This window comes from Chryseobacterium sp. WLY505 (genome assembly GCF_030846215.1).
In the GTDB taxonomy this organism is placed as follows: domain Bacteria; phylum Bacteroidota; class Bacteroidia; order Flavobacteriales; family Weeksellaceae; genus Chryseobacterium.
In genome coordinates this window covers 1-19,624 of record NZ_JAVCWI010000020.1, presented here as the reverse complement: position 1 = coordinate 19,624, position 19,624 = coordinate 1, and the positions used below count along the sequence as shown (strand labels likewise).

General features: G+C 36.5%; 19 protein-coding genes. 11 read left to right on the top strand and 8 right to left on the bottom strand.

Annotation, left to right across the window (positions count from 1 at the left end; genetic code table 11):
• Window positions 1-272: 272 nt before the first annotated feature.
• The 4 genes from RAH34_RS22475 to RAH34_RS22460 all read left to right on the top strand — a co-directional run bounded on the left by RAH34_RS22475 (window position 273) and on the right by RAH34_RS22460 (window position 5,347).
• Complete coding sequence (locus tag RAH34_RS22475) at window positions 273-1,103, top strand: AraC family transcriptional regulator (protein ID WP_306597640.1); 831 nt, start codon at window positions 273-275, stop codon at window positions 1,101-1,103.
• Between the two features lie 63 nt (window positions 1,104-1,166).
• The gene (locus RAH34_RS22470; RefSeq protein WP_306597639.1) at window positions 1,167-1,784 is read left to right on the top strand and encodes a DUF417 family protein; all 618 of its coding nucleotides are present in this window, start codon (window positions 1,167-1,169) and stop codon (window positions 1,782-1,784) included.
• A gap of 206 nt (window positions 1,785-1,990) precedes the next feature.
• Window positions 1,991-4,393 carry a phenylalanine--tRNA ligase subunit beta gene (pheT, locus tag RAH34_RS22465; RefSeq protein WP_306597638.1) on the top strand — a complete coding sequence of 801 codons (2,403 nt, stop codon included), beginning with the start codon at window positions 1,991-1,993 and terminating at the stop codon, window positions 4,391-4,393.
• A gap of 543 nt (window positions 4,394-4,936) precedes the next feature.
• Window positions 4,937-5,347 (top strand): META domain-containing protein, encoded by a 411-nt coding sequence (locus RAH34_RS22460; protein ID WP_047433591.1) that lies wholly within the window; start codon window positions 4,937-4,939, stop codon window positions 5,345-5,347.
• Between the two features lie 48 nt (window positions 5,348-5,395).
• Here the strand turns inward: RAH34_RS22460 and RAH34_RS22455 are convergent, their stop codons facing one another.
• The 7 genes from RAH34_RS22455 to RAH34_RS22425 form a co-directional block, all read right to left on the bottom strand.
• Window positions 5,396-5,635, bottom strand: coding sequence for a hypothetical protein (locus RAH34_RS22455; RefSeq protein ID WP_002977986.1), 240 nt, complete (start codon window positions 5,633-5,635; stop codon window positions 5,396-5,398).
• 45 nt (window positions 5,636-5,680) lie between these two features.
• The gene (locus RAH34_RS22450) at window positions 5,681-6,577 is read right to left on the bottom strand and encodes a 3-hydroxybutyryl-CoA dehydrogenase (protein WP_185144346.1); all 897 of its coding nucleotides are present in this window, start codon (window positions 6,575-6,577) and stop codon (window positions 5,681-5,683) included.
• 10 nt (window positions 6,578-6,587) lie between these two features.
• Entirely contained in the window at window positions 6,588-6,998 is a 411-nt protein-coding gene (locus RAH34_RS22445) for a hypothetical protein (RefSeq protein WP_306597637.1), read from the bottom strand.
• Between the two features lie 31 nt (window positions 6,999-7,029).
• The gene (bla-A, locus tag RAH34_RS22440; protein ID WP_306597636.1) at window positions 7,030-7,908 is read right to left on the bottom strand and encodes a CGA/CIA family class A beta-lactamase; all 879 of its coding nucleotides are present in this window, start codon (window positions 7,906-7,908) and stop codon (window positions 7,030-7,032) included.
• Between the two features lie 66 nt (window positions 7,909-7,974).
• Window positions 7,975-9,705, bottom strand: a complete 1,731-nt coding sequence (locus tag RAH34_RS22435) for a cellulase family glycosylhydrolase (protein ID WP_306597635.1) — start codon at window positions 9,703-9,705, stop codon at window positions 7,975-7,977.
• A gap of 40 nt (window positions 9,706-9,745) precedes the next feature.
• The gene (locus RAH34_RS22430) at window positions 9,746-10,195 is read right to left on the bottom strand and encodes a hypothetical protein (protein WP_306597634.1); all 450 of its coding nucleotides are present in this window, start codon (window positions 10,193-10,195) and stop codon (window positions 9,746-9,748) included.
• 286 nt (window positions 10,196-10,481) lie between these two features.
• Window positions 10,482-11,444 carry a Gfo/Idh/MocA family protein gene (locus tag RAH34_RS22425; protein WP_114821002.1) on the bottom strand — a complete coding sequence of 321 codons (963 nt, stop codon included), beginning with the start codon at window positions 11,442-11,444 and terminating at the stop codon, window positions 10,482-10,484.
• Window positions 11,445-11,578: 134 nt separating this feature from the next.
• On the opposite strand from RAH34_RS22425, the gene RAH34_RS22420 reads away from it, so the two are divergent.
• The 4 genes from RAH34_RS22420 to RAH34_RS22405 all read left to right on the top strand — a co-directional run bounded on the left by RAH34_RS22420 (window position 11,579) and on the right by RAH34_RS22405 (window position 14,677).
• Window positions 11,579-12,226, top strand: a complete 648-nt coding sequence (locus RAH34_RS22420; protein WP_306597633.1) for a hypothetical protein — start codon at window positions 11,579-11,581, stop codon at window positions 12,224-12,226.
• 101 nt (window positions 12,227-12,327) lie between these two features.
• The gene (locus RAH34_RS22415) at window positions 12,328-12,978 is read left to right on the top strand and encodes a protein-L-isoaspartate(D-aspartate) O-methyltransferase (protein ID WP_062671873.1); all 651 of its coding nucleotides are present in this window, start codon (window positions 12,328-12,330) and stop codon (window positions 12,976-12,978) included.
• 369 nt (window positions 12,979-13,347) lie between these two features.
• Window positions 13,348-14,334: a D-glycerate dehydrogenase gene (locus RAH34_RS22410; RefSeq protein WP_306597632.1), complete on the top strand. Its 987-nt coding sequence runs from the start codon at window positions 13,348-13,350 to the stop codon at window positions 14,332-14,334.
• Between the two features lie 49 nt (window positions 14,335-14,383).
• Window positions 14,384-14,677 (top strand): hypothetical protein, encoded by a 294-nt coding sequence (locus RAH34_RS22405; RefSeq protein WP_306597631.1) that lies wholly within the window; start codon window positions 14,384-14,386, stop codon window positions 14,675-14,677.
• A gap of 114 nt (window positions 14,678-14,791) precedes the next feature.
• On the opposite strand, the gene RAH34_RS22400 is transcribed toward RAH34_RS22405, so the two are convergent.
• Window positions 14,792-15,229, bottom strand: a complete 438-nt coding sequence (locus RAH34_RS22400; protein WP_306597630.1) for an endonuclease domain-containing protein — start codon at window positions 15,227-15,229, stop codon at window positions 14,792-14,794.
• Window positions 15,230-15,523: 294 nt separating this feature from the next.
• On the opposite strand from RAH34_RS22400, the gene RAH34_RS22395 reads away from it, so the two are divergent.
• From RAH34_RS22395 to RAH34_RS22385, 3 genes are all read left to right on the top strand, one after another.
• Window positions 15,524-17,509: a urocanate hydratase gene (locus RAH34_RS22395; protein WP_306597629.1), complete on the top strand. Its 1,986-nt coding sequence runs from the start codon at window positions 15,524-15,526 to the stop codon at window positions 17,507-17,509.
• Between the two features lie 15 nt (window positions 17,510-17,524).
• Complete coding sequence (locus RAH34_RS22390) at window positions 17,525-18,067, top strand: Crp/Fnr family transcriptional regulator (protein ID WP_306597628.1); 543 nt, start codon at window positions 17,525-17,527, stop codon at window positions 18,065-18,067.
• 422 nt (window positions 18,068-18,489) lie between these two features.
• Window positions 18,490-19,251: an MBL fold metallo-hydrolase gene (locus RAH34_RS22385; protein ID WP_306597627.1), complete on the top strand. Its 762-nt coding sequence runs from the start codon at window positions 18,490-18,492 to the stop codon at window positions 19,249-19,251.
• Window positions 19,252-19,624: the final 373 nt, after the last annotated feature.

Genomic DNA, 19,624 nt, shown 5'->3' with positions numbered 1-19,624 from the left:
GCTAATCGACTTAGGAATCAGGAGCGTTAAGAAAATTTAAATGTAATCCGTTAAAAAAAAAACCATTGTCTGAGCATGGACGAAATTTAGAACCGAAGTAGAATCGCATGATCCATGCGAGTTTGGAAATTTTAGGAGTACATTCAAATTTTTAGCGGATGATTCCAGTCTTGAACTTTTGTATACTTTTGCTTCAAGGTAAAAGTATATAAGAAAGAAATGTTGATACGATTGTGAATCATTAGCGTCATTAGTGTTTAAATTAACTCCTCATGGAAATAAAAATACAGTCTTACCAAACCACAGATTTTCCAGCAGAATTCACTACAGAAAATTACAGCGTGTTTCTATGGAAAGGTTCCGGTGTTTTCTCAGTAGACGGTATTAATTATTCTTACAGCGGATACAATATTCTCTTTCTTTCTCCTTATCAGAAGATGAAACTGGTTTCGGAATCGGAGGAAAACATCCATGTACTTTTCTTTCACGGAGATTATTACTGTATAGAATATCACAAAGAGGAAGTGGCATGCAACGGACTTCTTTTCAATAATATTTATCTGAATCCCGGGGTTGAACTGTCAGAAGAGAACTATAACTATATTTTGGAGCTCTTTCATCACATTCAAAAAGAAGAACGTGAAAAGCATCCGTTTTCTGAATCCATTATCAAAACCTATATCCAGCTTATTCTTGCCATTGGAAGCAAACAGAAAAGCAGTATTGAAAACAATGTGGTTTCCCATGAAAAACTTTCCAATAAAAATGCTGCAGAATTTCAGAAATTACTGGAAACACATTTTAAAAATGAAAAAGAACTGTTATTCTACAGTGATAAACTGAATATCACCAATAATACATTAAGCAAAGCAGTAAAGAAAGAATTTTCCAAAACACCCACTCAGCTTATCAATGAAAGAATTATTCTGGAAGCCAAAAAATTATTGCATTTAACCTACAGATCTGTAAAGGAAATTGCCTCTGAGCTGGGATTTGAAGACGAATTTTATTTCAGCAGATACTTCAAAAAATCAGTAGGTTGTTCTCCTAAAAATTACAGAGAAAAAGTAGGAATATCCGTAGTGGCGAAAATGTCCATGTAATGTCCTGAAATGTCTATGTTGGTGCTGCAGGCATGTGAATACCTTTGATAAAAAATAAATCACATGAAAAATAGCAGACTGTATCACCAATTATTACAATGGGATGCTTACTTTTTAAATTTTCTCAGAATTTCAATTTTCATCGTTATGGCATGGATTGGAGGCTTGAAAGCCTTTCATTACGAAGCGGATGGAATTGTTCCTTTCGTTGCCAACAGCCCTTTGATGAGTTTTTTCTACAAAAATGCAGACCATAAAGTTATTAATGAAGATAAAAAACGGGTTGCAGAATACACTTTGTATAAAAATCCGGAAGGAAAAGTAGTTCAGAAAAATATTGACTGGCATCAGGAAAACGGAACATACGCTTTTTCTTATGGTTTGGGAACAATGATCGTTGTGATCGGATTCTTGGTGCTCTTAGGAATCTGGTTTCCTAAAATAGGAGCTGTGGGTGGTGCTTTAACGTTTTTAATGTCTCTTGTCACGCTATCATTTCTGATAACAACCCCTGAAGTTTACGTCCCCAATCTGGGTGGAGATTATGCTACCCCTCAATATGGATTTCCCTATCTGTCGGGAGCAGGACGTCTTGTATTGAAGGATATTATCATGATGGCAGGAGGGTTGGTATTATTTTCTGATAGTCTGAAGAAGCTGGTGATACCGTTGGACCAATAGTTTCCTGAAGCAGCAGCAGAAGGATTAACGAAAATTTATTATCTTAAAATCGCTTCTAAATTTCTCTATTTCTCAAAAAAACACGACATTTGTAGCTCGAAAAATCATACCGGAAAAGGGGTGGGATTTCAAATAAAAGTTTCAAAATAGAGCAGATAAAACCTTAGGGTACATCTGACGAATTAAATAAGTAGATAGATTAACAAATGAAAATATCAAACAACTGGCTGAAGGACTTTGTAAAAACGGAATCAAAAACTGAAAGAATCGGTGAATTCCTTACAGATATAGGTCTTGAGGTTGAAGGGATAGATAAATTTGAAAGTGTAAGAGGCAGCCTGGAAGGAATTGTTGTAGGTAAAGTACTTACCTGCGAAAAACATCCGAATGCTGACAAACTGAAGAAGACAACAGTAGATGTAGGAAACGGAAAAGTGTTGAACATTGTTTGCGGAGCTCCTAATGTTGAAGCAGGACAAACTGTTCCTGTAGCCGTTGTCGGAACAAAAATCTATGACAAAACCGGAAACTTTTTTGAAATTAAAGAAGCAAAAATCAGAGGAGAGGTTTCTCAGGGGATGATCTGCGCAGAAGACGAACTAGGTCTTAGCGATGATCACGGAGGAATTATGGTGCTGGATGAAACAAAATATGAAGTAGGAAAAAACTTTGCAGACTATTTCGAATTAACCAATGACGAGGTTTTTGAAATCGGTTTAACACCGAACAGAACAGATGCCATGTCTCACTATGGTGTTGCAAGAGATTTGCCTGCCTACCTTTCTACAAACCAATTGAAGTCGCAATTTAATAAAGTTGCTTCTGAAGTTTTGAATAATGAAGGAACTCATGATTTCAAACTGGAAATTGAAGATGCAGAATTGTGTCCAAGATATATCGGAGCGGTTATTGAAGACGTAAAAGTTGCAGAATCACCATCCTGGTTGAAAGACAGATTAAAAGCGATCGGATTAAGCCCGATCAATAATGTTGTAGATATTACCAACTATATTCTTCACGGGTACGGACAGCCGCTTCACGCATTTGATGCAGATAAAATTGCAGATAAGAAAGTGAAAGTAGGTGTAGTAAAACCGGGAACAAAATTTACGACTTTAGATGGTGTTGAAAGAACATTGAATGGTTCTGAAATCATGATCAAAGACGGTAAAGATAAACCAATGTGTATTGCCGGAGTATTCGGTGGTGAGAACTCAGGAGTATCTGATACTACAAAAACAATATTCCTTGAAAGTGCTTACTTCAACCCGATTGCTGTAAGAAAAGGAGCAAAAGCACACAGTTTGAATACAGATGCTTCTTTCAGATTTGAAAGAGGAGTAGACCCGAACCTTACAAGAACAGCCATCACTCACGCTATTAAAATGATTCAGGAAATTGCTGAAGGAAAATTAGTAGGTGAGTTACTGGAAGAATATCCTAAGAAAATAGAGGACAACTATGTGATCCTTAGATTCTCTAAAATTGAACAGATTTTAGGAACAAAAATCCATAGAGAAAAGGTAAAAGAAATTTTAAAAGCATTGGAAATTCAGGTTTTAAATGAAATTCCAAACGGTTTTGAAATCTCAGTTCCTGCTTACAGAGCTGATGTAACCAGAGAAATTGACGTGATTGAAGAGATTTTAAGAATCTACGGATACAATAAAATTGATGCTCCACAGAAGATTTCGTTTACGCCTGTTAAACTAAGTGCTAACGATCAGGACGAGTTGGAAAATAGCTGGGCTAGAACTTTACAAGGTCTTGGTTTCAATGAAGTAATGAACAATTCTTTAACTTCTGTAAAAGATGAAACAGATGCTGTAAAACTATTGAATCCTTTAAGTGGTGACTTAGCATTCATGAGAAAGTCTTTATTAGAAGGACTTCTTCAGAATACAGTATATAACATCAACAGAAAAAATCAGGATATCAAATTCTTCGAATTAGGAAAAATTTATCACAAAAAAGATAAATACGAAGAAAGAAAACAATTGGTATTACTGGTTTCAGGAAGAGATGTTGCCGAAAACTGGCTTCAGCCAAAATCTGCGGTAAGTTTCTATAACCTTAAAGCTTACGTAAAAGTTTTATTGGAAAGACTTGCGGTAGACTACAAGGAAGTTGCTCTTTCTGACGAAAGGTTCTCTGATGCTTTGGCTTATGAGGCAGAAGGTAAAACTTTGGTAAGAATCGGAAAAGTAGCGCCTGCTTTATTGAAAGACTTTGATATCGATCAGGAATGCTTCTACGCTGAAATTGAACTTGAATTTGCTCAGGAATTGCGTTCTAAAAATGAATTGAAATTCAAAGACATTCCGAAGTTCAACAAAATAAGAAGAGACTTAGCTTTATTGATTGATAAAACAGTTAACTATCAGGATCTATATCAGACGGCTAAAAAGAACAAATCTCCATTCATTAAAAACATTAACCTGTTTGATGTGTATGAAGGTAAAAATCTTCCTGAAGGTAAGAAGTCTTATGCCATGAGCTTCGAGCTATTAAACGAAGAAAAAACACTGGAAGAAAAAGAGATTACAGAAGTGATGGATTCTCTGATCAAAGCTTTCCAGAAAGAATTCAACGCTGAGTTGAGATCTTAATATTTGAAAATATATTTCACAATAAAAGAAACGGACTTTTTTAAGTCCGTTTTTTTGTTTTTAATGTAACCATTAATATGTTTCGGCTAAAGCCAAATGAATTTTGTTGATACAAAAACAAGCTCCCTTCGACTAAGCTCAGGATTATAGCCCGTTCCGATTGAACTGCATTAGTGATATTAGTGAAAATATTAGTGTTATTCGTGTTTAAAATGGAAATTTTGTATAAAAACAATCTATCCACAGTCTTTATCACTCCGTAGAGTCTCAATATATTTTATAAACCAATTAGTATAGATTTCTTGCTTTGCCCGGAATGACAAAGACACCGAAAAATTTTATCGGAGATAAAATCTTTGCATCTTAAACCTGCTGCATATTAACAAATTTGCGTCTTTGCGTTTTCCAACTTATGACCGCATAATAAGATCTTTTGCTCGGAAAAATATTCAAAATATCAATTGTTAAAGAATAATAAAATTCACGGCAGCCCGTTTAAATAATATAATTTCCGTAAATTTGGGTTAATTCAAAAAGAAAAAAATGAAAAATCTTTTTTTAAGTATATGTACAGCGGCAGTATTGGCTTCATGTGGATCCATGACAAGCCCGTCTGCATCTAAAGTAGGAAAAGCTCAACCTGCTCTTGCCAGCACTAAATGGACTTTGGCTGAAACGGTAAAAGGTAAAGTTCCGACATTGAATATTGAAGGAGAAAAGATCACTGGAAATGCAGGATGTAACAACTATTTCGGAACGGCTACAATAGATCCGTCTACAGGAAGTTTTACAGCAGGACAGATGGGATCTACGAAAATGATGTGCAGCAACATCGGAGTGGAGCAGAACTTTATGGATATGATGGGAAAAGCTAACAAATATGTGGTTTCCGGAAATACTTTGGAATTGTACAAAGACAATCTTTTGCTATTGAAATTCACAAAATCAGAATAAAAAACAAAAGGAACTCAATTGAGTTCCTTTTTTATGTTTAGAGTGTTATTAATCTTCCTCTTCTTCGTCGTACTTAGCCAACTCTTCGTCGCACCATTTGAACGCTGCTTCTACTACTTTAGTAGCCTCGTCTGCCATCGTTTCTTCATCATCACCTTCAAGATCATCTAACCACTCAACTTCTTCTTCCTCAACGTTTAGGATAAATCTTGGATATTCTGTATGAACTACGAATAGATCCTCTGGAAACTCCGAATTATCTGCTAATAAAAACTTTGGTAATTTCATTTTTTTAATGTTTTAACTTTCTCAAAGATAAATAAAATTATTGATTTAAGATGACTTCAAAAACATTTTTGAAACTTTTTCAGCTTTTTTGCTTTCAGAATAATCGTAGAACCCTTCTCCTGATTTTACACCCAGTTTTCCGGCTGTCACCATATTCACAAGCAATGGGTTTGGAGCGTACTTAGGATTTTTGAAACCATCATACATTACGTTCAGAATGGCAAGGCATACATCAAGACCAATAAAGTCTGCCAATTGAAGCGGACCCATAGGATGAGCCATTCCCAGTTTCATTACCGTATCAATTTCTTCTACACCAGCCACCCCGTTATAAAGCGTTTCGATAGACTCATTAATCATTGGCATTAAAATTCTGTTTGCCACAAAACCTGGATAGTCATTCACCTCTACAGGAACTTTACCCAAAGTTTTACTCATTTCATAAATGGAATCAAAAGTTTCTTTGGAAGTAGAATATCCTTTGATGATTTCTACCAGTTTCATGATAGGAACCGGGTTCATAAAGTGCATACCGATTACTTTATCAGCTCTTTTGGTAGCTGCAGCAATTTTTGTGATAGAAATAGAAGAAGTATTGGTTGCAAGGATACAGTTGGCTGGAGCCAGTTCATCCATCTGACCAAAGATCTTCAATTTAAGATCCAGGTTTTCTGTAGCAGCTTCTACAATAAGATCTGCAGAACCTGCAGCATCATTCAGTGCTGTAAAAGTAGTGATGTTGCCTAAAGTTTCAGCTTTCTGCTCCTCTGTAAGGTTTCCTTTTGCAATGATTCTGTCAAGATTGGTAGTAATGGTTTTTAAACCTCTGTCCAGAGCTTCCTGAGATACATCTACAAGATTTACTTTAAAACCGCTTTGTGCGAAAGTATGTGCAATACCATTCCCCATGGTTCCCGCTCCGATAACTACAATGTTTTTGATCATTTTTCCTTTATTTTTTATAGATAGTTAAATTTTTTATCTCTGTAAGATCCGATTGTGTGACAACAGCTGTAGAGTCAAAGGAAACATTTCCGGTACTTTGACTTTTCTTATTATTGTTCTGGTTGGAAACAGTGGCTGTTAACCCTCTTATCAATCGTTTTTTCTGATTCTTTGTGAGAAAATCTGTGCCCACGTATAACGTATATTCGCCTTCTCTTCCCATCCCTTTTTGGATCAGGACTTCCAGGCTTTTTATCTGGCTTTTGTTCTTAAATTCTTTCAGAAAACTCATGACAGGTTTATCAGAGGCAGGACCACAGCATACACTTCCGTAGCTGATCTCTAAATAATTCTGATTCTTCTGTGCGTAAAAGAGCGTGAAAGCAAACAGAGCCGTTGTTAGTATTATTTTTTTCATGTTAAATCGCTTTAAAAATAAGCTTAAAATTTTACTTATTAAAATATTCCCAAACCTCCCGGGAAATATCTGAAATCATCCTGCAGTTGACAGCATCAGTTTCCGTTGAATTACTGACAAATACGGCTAATGCATAGTGTTTGCCATTCGGTAAAGTAACGATTCCTATTTCATTTTCTGCACCCGTTAAGCCCGCATTATTCTTTCCGGAAGCTCCCGTTTTTCTTGCCACAGGAGTGTTTTTTGGAAGCTGTTCAACCATTTTGTTCAATCCTGTAGAAGTAGACCATAGTACTTTCATCAGATAATCGGTAGATTTTTTGGAAAGTAATTTCCCGTCATAGAATTTTTTAAGGACATCGACTTCTGATTTTGTAGTGCTGTAATTTTCATATTGAACATTCCAGTCTTTATGCATGTCCTCTTCATTATATTTGATCTGAAAACCTTTTACCCCTTTGGAATCCATAAATTTTTGAACAGTCTGGGTTCCTCCCAATAGTCTGAGAAGAATATCACAGCCGTTGTTATCACTTTTGGCAACCGTATATTCAATGACTTCACTTAAGGGAATTTCAACATTTCCTCCAGGATATTGATCACGAAGTGGCGACCATGTATTTTCCAGCAAGTTTGATTGATCCAATTTTATTTTCTGATCCAGAGAAAGTTTTCCCTGATCTACATCGTTCAGAACTGCTGCGGCAATGTGAAATTTAAATACACTCTGCATCGGGAGCTTTTTGTCTGCATTTTTATTGTATATAAAACCATTTTCAAAACCTAAGACCGAAACGCCTACTGTCGCTTTTTTGTTCTTAAGGATTGAACTTATTTTCTGTTCTAATAAAGAAGTCTGAGCAAAGGTAAATGCTGAAATCAGAAGAAAAAAGAATGCTGTTTTTTTCATAATAGGATCATTAAAAAAGCTCTCTTCCGAAGACCGGAAGAGAGCTGCAATTTAAGACAATTATTACTATTTTAATTCAAAATAATTTAGATTAACACCATCATTTTCAAAGACAATTCTGATCTTGTTTTCCCCTTTCTGAAGGCTGATGTTTTTTACTGATACCGTTTTCCAGTTTTCATTTCCACCAGTAGATGCCAATGAAACTGTAGCTAAAACTTTTCCGGAAGCCGTTTCAATTCTTACTTTAGAATCAGTGGCTGATGCATACCGGATATCAAATGTATAATTTTTGTTTTCTTTTGACTGAATTGTGTACTGAAGCCATTCTCCGTTTTCTGTTTTTCCTACATAATACTGATTCGTCACCTTATCATTACATTTATAAATATCCACCCCATCATTTCTCATCTGCTGTCCGGAGTTCCATTCTGATCTTTTCGCCGGATCACTTACCCAAAGATTAATAAAATCCTTATCCAGATACGCAGAGCCCATTCTTCCCAAATCATATTCTGAAGCAAATATTCTTCCCGGAGCCTGATGATTTCTGAAAGGTTTCGTAGAAGCATCTGTAATCTGTCTGAACATCGCATCAATCACATCTCTTTTAATTTCCGTGTTGTTCAGTTTATAATTATCGGCAATCTGTAGTAGAGCTTTTTTGGCATACTCTTTAGAAGGCTTTTCACCTCCGTTTTTCCAGTAATCCAATAGTTTTTCATATTCAGACGTGATTTTCACATTGGTAATGCCTGCAATATTATCAATCTTTTTCATCGGCCAGAAGGCATAACCGATATTATGCTTGCCTAAAAGCTGAATCAATTCAGTAAACCATACATTGGAATTCTCACCGGTTTCTCCAAGCCAGATCGGCATATTGTGCTTCTCTCTGAGATCAAGAGCAAATTGAAGGGTTTGATCATCATTGTAATTCCAGTATTTATGAAAGCTGAAAGCCATATTGTTATCCCAGATAGCTGGTAATCCGTTATAATTGTTTCCCCAGCCGTTTCCTTCAATGAAAATAATATGTTTTTTATCAACCTCTCTGATGGCTGCAGTGATGTCTTTCTGAAGCTTCCAAAGTGGAGCATTAGACATCTCATCTGTACCATTGGGGTTTTTACCTGTAAAGTTGATGTTGGGTTCATTAATAAGGTCGTACCCTCCAATCCATGGATTGTCTTTATACCTCTCGGCCAGTTTTTTCCAAAGTGCAATTGTTTTTCTCTGATTTTCTTCATTCGCCCAAAGTGCAGGTTTAGACTTATCATTGTCAGAGATGTTGGCATCATTTCCCTGACCTCCCGGTGCAGCATGCAGATCGAGAATCAGGTATATTTTGTTATCGGTACACCATTGAAGAAGATCATCAGTCATTTTAAAACCTTCATCCATCCATGTATCTTTTCCTTTGGCAGGTTCCTTTTCAATCGGCAGTGTATAAAGATTGTAGTGCATCGGAAGCCTTATCGAATTGAATCCGGCTTTGGCCAGAAAGTCGATATCCTGTTTAGTGATTCCGTTTTTCAGGTACGCTTTGTAGAACTCATTCATTCCGTCTTCACCAATCAATTCTGCAATTTTCTCCTTAATCTTATACTGAGGACCTGCAAAATCAGCAGTTTTCAGCATATATCCTTCCTGAAGCATCCAACCGCCCAGCCCAAGGCCTTTCAATTGAATATTTTCACCTTTATCATTAACGATTTTCTGTCCTGAAGTCTTCAGTAATTGTGATGTCCCAAATTGAGACAATAAAAGTGCGGATAATAGAATGGCTCTTTTCATAGTAGTTTTAATGATTTAAATAATAGGAGTTTTTTAGAAATTAGTCATAATGAATGTTGGCATCATAGTAAGAATCTACATTCAGACCATTTATTCTGCCAGGAATCCATTGCGTGTCTAAAACAAAAGCTTTCAATTGTTTATTGAATTGTTTTTCAAATATATTGTTTTTTTTGTTTTGAAATTCACTTTTTACTGATAAATCCTTAATTTTTCCGTTTTTAGTAATAATAAAAGAAGCTGAAGTGTAGGAATAAAACTTTTCCTTTTTTGAATTATATCCTTGGGGAGTAGGAAATTTTTTTAGGTAATCAGTTTGCAGCTTTTCAAACTGATTGTCTGTGGTAGAGCCAGGATAGCGTGAAATATCATCGCATTGTTCATATGAAAATATTTCATCAGGATGATTTTTTATAAACAGTTGCTTCGCGGTAAAGCGTAAAGAGTCTATAAATTTCTTTCCAAATTTTTTTAAAATAAGTCTGTTCATCTCAATTTCCCGGCAGTTTTCATACTGATCATTCGGAAATCTTATACAAGACGTGGGAATTTGCTGCGTTTTTATATGATTCTGGTTCAGAAGCTCTATAAATTCCTTTTCACCCAGATAATCATAGCCTAAGCCTGAGAAATTGGTCCAGGTATAATTTTTATAATTGAAATCATTTTGTGCCTGCTTTTTTTGATCATCACAATCTATCTCATAACCATTTTTTTTCTGATTACAAGATAGTATTGTGATTGCTGCCAAAAATAGTGCAGACTTTATTTTCATGCTAACTGATCAGTTTCATAATCTCTAAAGCCACTTTCAATGCTTCGGTTCCATCTTCAAGAGAAACTTCTACATTTTTGTCGCCCGTAATCGCATCAGCGAAAGAGTTTAATTCATCCAGAATAGCATTGTTAGGCTGGATATTCGGATATTCAAACAGAATCTGGTTCTTTTCTCCCTCTGCATTTTCAATAATCATATCAAATGGAGTAGGGTTTTCAGGAGCATCCTTCATTCTGATCACTTCAGCCTTTTTCTCAAGGAAATCAACGGAAATGTAAGCATCTTTCTGGAAGAATCTGCTTTTTCTCATCGCCTTCATAGAAATTCTGGAAGTGGTAAGGTTGGCCACACATCCGTTTTCAAACTCTATTCTTGCGTTGGCAATATCCGGAGTTTTGCTTACTACACAAACACCGCTTGCGTGGATATTTTTCACTTTAGATTTAGCAATGCTTAATAAAATATCAAGATCGTGAATCATAAGATCCAATACTACAGAAACATCCGTACCACGTGGATTAAATTCAGCCAGCCTGTGGATTTCAATAAACATCGGAGTACTGATGTATTCCTTGGTAGCAATAAACGCTGGGTTGTATCGCTCAACGTGTCCTACCTGTGCTTTGATTCCTCTTTCCTGGCATAAACGAAGAATTTCTTCTGCCTGCTCAAGAGTTTGGGTTACCGGTTTTTCAATAAAGAAATGAAGACCTTTTTCAATAGCCTTTAAAGCATAATCATAATGATAAATTGTAGGAGTGACAATGTCAAGCATGTCAATCTGTTCCAGTAAATCATCAAAATTTTCAAAATATTGATATCCGAATTCGGCTTCTAATTTCTTTCCGTTTTCAACATCTTTATCATGGAAACCTACAAATTCATATCTATCTGACTGATTAAGAAGTTTTAAATGTATTTTTCCCAAGTGTCCGGCACCTACCAAACCTGCTTTTAACATAGCTGTATTAAATTTTTGTAAAGATAGTGAATGTACATTTATAAAATACATGACTTTTCACTTGGAGATATTCAAGATGAAGCCCATGTATTCATTAAAGAAATTACAGTAAATTCACGGTCTGAAAAATAACTATGAAAAGAATAATTTCGATTGTGTTCATCCTGGGATTATGTACTGCCGGATGTATTGGAGATAGTCCATATGACCCGCAGGCTCAATGTGGAACTCCAACAAATCTTATATTTGAAAAAGGAAATAACAAGCTTTCCTGGAGCTTTATAAGTCAGGGCGAAGGATATTTTGAAATACAGTATGGGGAACAGGGTTTCTCTTTGGGAAAGGGAACTACAGTGGTCACCAACAAGTATTTTTATAACCTTCCTCTCTATAAAAATAATAAATACGACCTTTATGTGAGAAAAAATTGTGGAATAGCTAATGGACGGAGCCATTGGGCGGGACCTGTTACTGTTTTGGCTACTAATACAACAACATGCGTAAAGCCGGAGTACGCAACCTATTCAAAAACAACCTCTTCTGCGAATTCTTCTGTTTTTGATGCTACAGTATCCTGGGAAAATGATGGGGTTTCCGCATATGAAACGGTTTTGACAACAAGTTCTGCTCATCCGGCAAGCGGAGATTTGGTGTTTGCAGGTCAAAAAGCTATTTATGTAGGATTAAGTAAAACAGTGAATTATAATTTTTTTGTGAGAAAAAAATGTGCTGATAATACCTTCAGCGATTTTTACGGACCTTATCCGATAAAGTGGAATTAAGGAATAAAAACATAGCAGTCATTTTTTGATTGCTTTATTTTTGTGGATAATTCTTTGCTTCAATTTCTGAAATCTAATTTCTAATTTATTACTTTTGTCAAATGCAGGATTCGTTTGTACATAAAGGAAAAAGAAAGATTTTAGTAGATTACCTTCGAAACAGAATTGGTATTTCGGATGAAAATGTACTTTCGGCGATGAGTGAAGTTCCGAGACACCTTTTTATCGAAAGTATTTTTGAAGATTTTGCCTATGAAGACAGGGCATTTCCCATTCTCGCACATCAGACCATTTCCCATCCTTCCACGGTAGCGGAACAGTCTGAACTATTGAAGGTAAAACCAGGTGAAAAAGTGTTGGAGATTGGAACAGGATGCGGATATCAGACCGCAGTGTTAATGGCGATGAAAGCTCATGTCTATACGGTGGAAAGACAGAAAGACCTGTTTGATTTTTCCAAAAAGAAACTCAGAGAACTTCATCTGTTTCCAAAATTCCAAAGTTTTGGAGATGGTTTTGCAGGGCTTCCTACTTTCGCTCCTTTCGACAAAATAATTGTAACCTGTGGTGCTTCCACATTACCTACAGAACTTTTAAAACAACTGAATGTCGGAGGAATAATGGTAATTCCATTAGGCCCAACGGATGAACAGGTTTTATACCGATTTACAAAAGTAGGTCCTACAGAATTTGAAAAAGAAGAATTTGGAGCCTATAAATTTGTTCCGATGCTCGGGAATACGAATCAATAGTAAGAGATTTCTAAAGAGTGCGTCATTCTGAATGAAATGCAATGTAATGAAGAATCTCATACAGCTTAGTCAATGAGATTCTTTCTCAATCAGAACGGCAAAAGCCTGCTAGTTTGGCTTTTAGAGAACCTATTTTTCATAGATAAAATTCATTTGGATTTAATCAAAATTTAAAATCTTTTAACTCGGTTTCGGAATGAAAATTGATAGAATTAAAACCCTCAGTATACAATCGCCATCACAGAAAATAAATAGATTTTGAATCGAAACATTCAGATGAAAAGAAATAATTTTTTTAATATTAAAGTTCAATAACCTTACTTTTTGCGAGTGAGGTTTTTTTATTTACAATCATTAAAGAACAGTACAATGAAAGTTTTTATCAATAGAAGAATTCCCGAAACAGGAATTGAAATGCTGAATGAGGCCGGTCTGGAACTTATATTTCCGGAAAACGAAAACCTTTCTTACGAAGAATGGATTCATTACTGTAAAAACACTGACACCATACTCAATGTGGGTGGAGATTTCAAATATGATAAGAATTTTTTTGATGCCTGCCCGAATGTCAAAGCCATTGCTTTATACTCTGTAGGATTTGATCACGTTGACATTAAAGAAGCTACACAAAGAAATATTCCGGTAGGAAATACTCCGGATGTTTTGAGCAGGGCTACTTCAGATGTTGCTTTTTTACTGATGCAGTCTGTTGCCAGAAGAGCGAGCTATAATTTTCAGAAAGTAAAAGAAGATAACTGGGGTGCATTTGATCCTTTACATGCTTTGGGACAGGAGCTGTATGGAAAAACACTCGGTATTTTTGGATTGGGACGTATCGGCTATGAAATGGCTGAGAAATCAAAAAAAGCTTTTGGAATGAATATCATTTATCATAACCGCCATCAAAACGAAGAAGCAGAAAAAGAGTTGGGAGCAACTTATGTTTCTTTCGAAGAACTGATTCGGAGATCAGATGTATTGAGTGTACATGCCAATTTCACTCCTGAGCAGAAAGAATTATTCAACTATTCTATATTTGAGCAGATGAAACCAAATGCTATTTTCATCAATACAGCCAGAGGTGGTTTTCACAACCAAAAAGATCTGTATCAGGCACTCGTTGACAGGAAAATCTGGGGAGCTGGTCTGGATGTTACCAATCCGGAACCGATGTCTGCAGATGATCCTATTCTGGGACTTTCAACTGTCTGCATTCTGCCACATATCGGCTCTGCCACTGTTGAGGCCCGAAATGGAATGGCCAGACTGGCTGCAGGAAATATTATCGCCTTTTCGAAAAATAAAAAAATGCCACATTGCGCAAACCCTGACGTTTATTCTGATTATTCAGCATAACTTGGAATTATTTTTGTTTTAAATATGTAAACCCTTAAATAATATTATCATGGTACCGGAAGACAATATTAATGAACAGAACAGAAAGCTGGAACAAATGGATTATAATCCCAATGAAGATATTTTCCAGAAAGAAAAACATATTCCACTTGATGGAGACGGAAATCCTATTCTGGATGAAGATTTTGATGAAGATAAAATAGATAAAGGCTTAGATATCCCTGGAGCTGAAGACGATGATGAAATGGAAGAAATAGGAGCAGAAGATGAAGAAAACAACTACTGGAGTCTCAGCGATAATGAAGATGACCATGAAGAAGAAAACGACGATGTTTTAACCTAAACTTTAACGATACAAAAATCTGCCTTATTGAATTTCAGTAAGGTTTTTTTATATTGAATAATGACTAATATGGGTAAGGGCAATTCCCCTCCCTCGGAGGGGTGGATTCAAAAATTAGAAAATTTTTGAAGACGGGGTGGTTCCATAGTACAGCACAATAAAATCCTCCAATTCCTTCATCACCAGACTCAGATTATTCCTCACATCAAAATCACTGATTCTAAAAACCGAAAGCCCCAAAGACTCAAGATATTCTTCTCTTATCCCATCATAGACCTGTTTTTCATCATGGCTTGAACCATCTATTTCTATAATGAGTCCTAAAGTTTTCACATAGAAATCAACAATATAATTTCCGATAATCCTTTGTCGGTCAAAGTCAATGGTATAGAATTTTTTTGCACGGACTTTCTTCCAGAAGATCACTTCACCCAAAATCCGAGCTTTACGCTTTTCTTTTAATAATACTTTTAAATAGGGATTGTAAGGTAGATTCTCAACGAAATTCCTGCGGATCGGAATTCCGTTGATGACGGTAAGGATTTCTTTCATTGTTGTGTTTTGACCACCCCGTCTTTCAAAGTTAAAAACTTTGAAATCCACCCCTCCGAGGGAGGGGAATTGAGGCGCATTTATTCAAATATAGTATTTAATATCAAATGGTGGCTGGTTTACAGCTTTCATAACTTTGCTTAAACCTTAAACCTTAAACCTTAAACCTTAAACCTTAAACCTTAAACCTTAAACTTTAAACCATTCTTCCCCTCACCCCTTGCCTATATTTCCTATTTTGAATATCTTTAAAACTTCAAACATTGTTTAAAACATAGACCTTTAAATAGTAATATGACATTCCAAGAACAGATCCAGCAGGGGATTCCTAATCAACTGCCACAACCGAAACCATACGAAACCAATATCAACCATGCTCCGAAACGTAAAGAAATTTTAGGAGAAGAAGAGAAAAAACTGGCATTGAAGAATGCTTTACGTTATTTTGAACCGCAGTTTCACGCAGAACTGATTCCTGAATTTAAGCAGGAACTGGAAGATTACGGAAGGATTTATATGTACCGTTTCCGTCCGGATTATGAAATGAAGGCGAGACCTATCACAGATTATCCAGGAAAATCTGAGCAGGCGAAAGCCATTATGCTGATGATTCAGAATAACCTGGATTATGCGGTAGCGCAGCACCCTCATGAATTGATTACTTACGGTGGAAATGGAGCGGTTTTCTCAAACTGGGCACAGTATCTGTTGACAATGAAGTATCTGTCGGAAATGAATAATGATCAGACATTGGTGATGTATTCAGGACATCCGATGGGATTATTCCCTTCTCATAAAGATGCGCCAAGAGTTGTTGTAACGAATGGTATGATGATCCCGAATTATTCAAAACCGGATGATTGGGAGAAATTCAATGCATTAGGTGTTACCCAATACGGACAGATGACGGCAGGAAGTTATATGTATATCGGCCCTCAGGGGATTGTTCACGGAACAACGATTACAGTGTTAAATGCTTTCAGAAAAATCAAAAAAGAACCGAAAGGAGGACTTTTCGTTACTTCAGGATTAGGAGGAATGAGTGGAGCTCAGCCAAAAGCAGGAAATATTGCGGGCTGCGTTACCGTATGTGCAGAAGTGAATCCGAAGATCACGAAAATCCGCCACGATCAGAAATGGGTGAATGAAATTCATGAAGATCTTGATGCACTGGTAAAAAGAGTAAGAGAAGCACAGGCTAATAAAGAAACGGTGTCTTTGGCTTATCTTGGAAATATTGTGGAAGTTTGGGAGAAATTCGATCAGGAAGACGTAAGAATTGATATCGGATCGGATCAGACTTCACTTCATAATCCTTGGGCGGGAGGCTACTATCCTGCAGGACAAAGTTTTGAAGAATCTAATATCATGATGGCTGAAAATCCTGAGTTATTCAAAGAAAAAGTTCAGGAAACGTTGAGAAGACACGCAGCAGCGATCAATAAACATACCGCAAAAGGAACTTATTTCTTCGATTACGGAAATGCCTTTTTACTGGAAGCTTCCAGAGCCGGAGCAGATGTAATGGCAGAAAATCCGACATTGGGAAGAGAATTCAAATACCCGAGTTATGTACAGGATATTATGGGGCCTATGTGTTTTGATTATGGTTTCGGACCATTCCGTTGGGTATGTTCCAGTGGAAATCCTGAGGACCTTCAGAAGACAGATGATATTGCATGTGTCGTATTAGAAGAAATGGTTAAGAATTCTCCTGAAGAGATCCAGCAACAGATGAAAGATAACATTCAGTGGATCAAGGGAGCACAGGAAAACAAACTGGTGGTAGGTTCTCAGGCAAGAATCCTTTATGCAGATGCAGAAGGAAGAATGAAAATTGCTGAAGCCTTCAACAAAGCCATTAAAAATGGGGAAATAGGTCCAGTTGTATTAGGTAGAGACCATCATGATGTTTCAGGAACAGATTCTCCTTACAGAGAGACTTCCAATATCTATGACGGATCAAGATTTACAGCCGATATGGCCATTCACAATGTGATTGGAGACAGTTTCCGTGGAGCTACCTGGGTTTCCATTCACAATGGAGGAGGAGTAGGCTGGGGAGAAGTAATCAACGGAGGTTTCGGAATGCTTCTTGACGGCAGTGATGATGCCGACAGAAGGCTGAAGTCTATGCTTTTCTGGGACGTGAACAACGGAATCTCAAGAAGAAGCTGGGCAAGAAATGAAGGCGCTATTTTCGCCATTAAAAGAGCGATGGAAGCAGAACCAAACTTAAAAGTGACCCTTCCGAACCTTGTAGACGAAAACTTATTGTAATATAAAAATTCAACATTGGCAACCATCAACAAAAAACTGTTTTCACACCTGAACGTAGAGGATAGTGATCCTGTATGGGAGAAGTTTGCTGAGGTTGAATTTTCAAAGAAAAACATATTTAATGACAACAAAGCCTATCTTGTAGAAGATGGGCTTGTCCGTAAATACTACATCAACAGTACCTCAGATATCGATACCGAAATCTGCGCAGAATTCTACTTTCCCGGTGATATTTTCACTGTTGAAGAAAAAAGTTCCGATGCCGTTTACGAGTCTATCAACAGAGGACTGGCATGGGAAATCACTCTGGATGAGGTGAAAAACCTGTTTGCTGTAAATCCGCACTGCCGTTTCGTACAGAACTACTATCTGAGCAGAAAACTCAATGCTGCGATGAAAAGAGAAATGCTCCTGCTGAAAAATACTCCGCAGGATCTCTATGAATACTTACTCAAGAATAAACCTCATTATATTCAGAATATTCCTCTGAAATATCTTGCTTCCTATATTGGCATTACACCTATTTCTTTAAGCCGGATCAGAAAGCGTATTCATTAGTTTTATTTTTAACGCAATGCTCGCAAAGTTTTTATTCTATTTTACGTTCGCAAATGTGCTGTCGCTTAGCAATGGTATAATTTTTTAGCTGAATGAAATGCCCTTGCGATCGAAAAAATAGCCATCATTAATATATTCTTTGTGTACATCGCGTTTTTATCTTTCTTCTACATGCATCCTCATTAATTATCTTTTGTTTATTGCCTTGTCTTCGTAAGCCTTAACGCAACGTTCGCAAATGTGCTGTCGCTCAGCAACAGTATGTTTTTAGCTGAATGAAATGCCCTTGTGATCGAAAAACTAGTCATCATTAATATATTCTTTGCGTACATCGCGTTTATCTTTCTACATACCTATTCATTAATTATCTTTTGTTTATTGTCTTGTCTTCCGTAAGTTACTTCCTTTGCTGAAAAAAGAGTATGGAAATACAAAAATTAAACTGGGCAGGTGTAAAACTCACTTCACACAACAAAACCATCTTAATAGATGCTGTAGAAGATTTCTCTTATTACAAACCTGTGTTGGGTGATGCTGTAGAGAATCTTTTAGAATTTTCAGAGCATGTGCAGGCGGATTATATCCTTTTTACGCATATGCATCTTGATCATTTTGATAAAGGAGTAATCCGAAAATGTTTAAAGAAAGATGGAAAACTGATCGTCTACGTAGGACTGGAAGCTATTGTAAGAAAACTTGTACCTGATGTTGAAATGATCGTTCTTGATCTTGATGAAACCTTCACAGAAAACAATATCACCTTCAAACCTGTATTTGCCATGGATGGCGTAGGAGAAATACAGTCTTCCTGGCTTGTAGATGATGGTGATACTAAAATCTTTCATGGTGGAGATACCATCTGGCACAACCAGTTCTGGAAGCTTGGAAGAGAAAACCCCAATATCAATTACGCTTTCTTACCCGTAAACGGAGTAGTAGTAAATTTCGAGATCATCGGATTAGAATATAGCCCTGTTCCTGCTTCTCTCAATCTGAAAGAAGCCTTTGCTGCAGCTCATCTTCTGCATGCTAAAAAGCTGGTGCCTATCCATTACGGATTGTTTGCCCACGAGAAATGCTATATCCCTCAGGTGTTTGATGATCAGGATTTGAAAAATATTTCTGAGGAAGTAGGACAGGAGTATTTGATTTTAAAAGATGGTGCAATGCTGGTAGAGTCTTAACTAATATTTGTAACGAAAACTGTCATTCTGAAATGCAATGGAATGAAGAATCTCAATATCAATAGGAACGGGCTTTAGCCCGTTTTCTTTTGTATGTAATATAATTGGCTTTAGCCAAAATTTAAAATTAAGTTTTGGCTAAAGCCTTTTGTATTTTTCTTTTTATATTGGACAAAGGCCGATGTTGTTGATTACTTTATTAGATTCCACGCTCCACTCCGTTACGCTCTGAATGACAAATGTTGTGCATATTTAATTCACACAATTAGTGTAGAACGTTTCACCCTTTTGTCATTCCGATTTCTATGACAAAAACAAAGAATTATTATAGTTTTTTTCATATAGTTTCCCTGTTCTGATCATTGCAAAAATT

Coding starts and splice junctions, on each gene's coding strand:
- RAH34_RS22475 (WP_306597640.1), top strand. CDS start 273: ATGGAAATAAAAATACAGTCTTACCAAACCACAGATTTTCCAGCAGAA.
- RAH34_RS22470 (WP_306597639.1), top strand. CDS start 1,167: ATGAAAAATAGCAGACTGTATCACCAATTATTACAATGGGATGCTTAC.
- pheT (WP_306597638.1), top strand. CDS start 1,991: ATGAAAATATCAAACAACTGGCTGAAGGACTTTGTAAAAACGGAATCA.
- RAH34_RS22460 (WP_047433591.1), top strand. CDS start 4,937: ATGAAAAATCTTTTTTTAAGTATATGTACAGCGGCAGTATTGGCTTCA.
- RAH34_RS22455 (WP_002977986.1), bottom strand. CDS start 5,635: ATGAAATTACCAAAGTTTTTATTAGCAGATAATTCGGAGTTTCCAGAG.
- RAH34_RS22445 (WP_306597637.1), bottom strand. CDS start 6,998: ATGAAAAAAATAATACTAACAACGGCTCTGTTTGCTTTCACGCTCTTT.
- bla-A (WP_306597636.1), bottom strand. CDS start 7,908: ATGAAAAAAACAGCATTCTTTTTTCTTCTGATTTCAGCATTTACCTTT.
- RAH34_RS22435 (WP_306597635.1), bottom strand. CDS start 9,705: ATGAAAAGAGCCATTCTATTATCCGCACTTTTATTGTCTCAATTTGGG.
- RAH34_RS22430 (WP_306597634.1), bottom strand. CDS start 10,195: ATGAACAGACTTATTTTAAAAAAATTTGGAAAGAAATTTATAGACTCT.
- RAH34_RS22425 (WP_114821002.1), bottom strand. CDS start 11,444: ATGTTAAAAGCAGGTTTGGTAGGTGCCGGACACTTGGGAAAAATACAT.
- RAH34_RS22420 (WP_306597633.1), top strand. CDS start 11,579: ATGAAAAGAATAATTTCGATTGTGTTCATCCTGGGATTATGTACTGCC.
- RAH34_RS22415 (WP_062671873.1), top strand. CDS start 12,328: ATGCAGGATTCGTTTGTACATAAAGGAAAAAGAAAGATTTTAGTAGAT.
- RAH34_RS22410 (WP_306597632.1), top strand. CDS start 13,348: ATGAAAGTTTTTATCAATAGAAGAATTCCCGAAACAGGAATTGAAATG.
- RAH34_RS22405 (WP_306597631.1), top strand. CDS start 14,384: ATGGTACCGGAAGACAATATTAATGAACAGAACAGAAAGCTGGAACAA.
- RAH34_RS22400 (WP_306597630.1), bottom strand. CDS start 15,229: ATGAAAGAAATCCTTACCGTCATCAACGGAATTCCGATCCGCAGGAAT.
- RAH34_RS22395 (WP_306597629.1), top strand. CDS start 15,524: ATGACATTCCAAGAACAGATCCAGCAGGGGATTCCTAATCAACTGCCA.
- RAH34_RS22385 (WP_306597627.1), top strand. CDS start 18,490: ATGGAAATACAAAAATTAAACTGGGCAGGTGTAAAACTCACTTCACAC.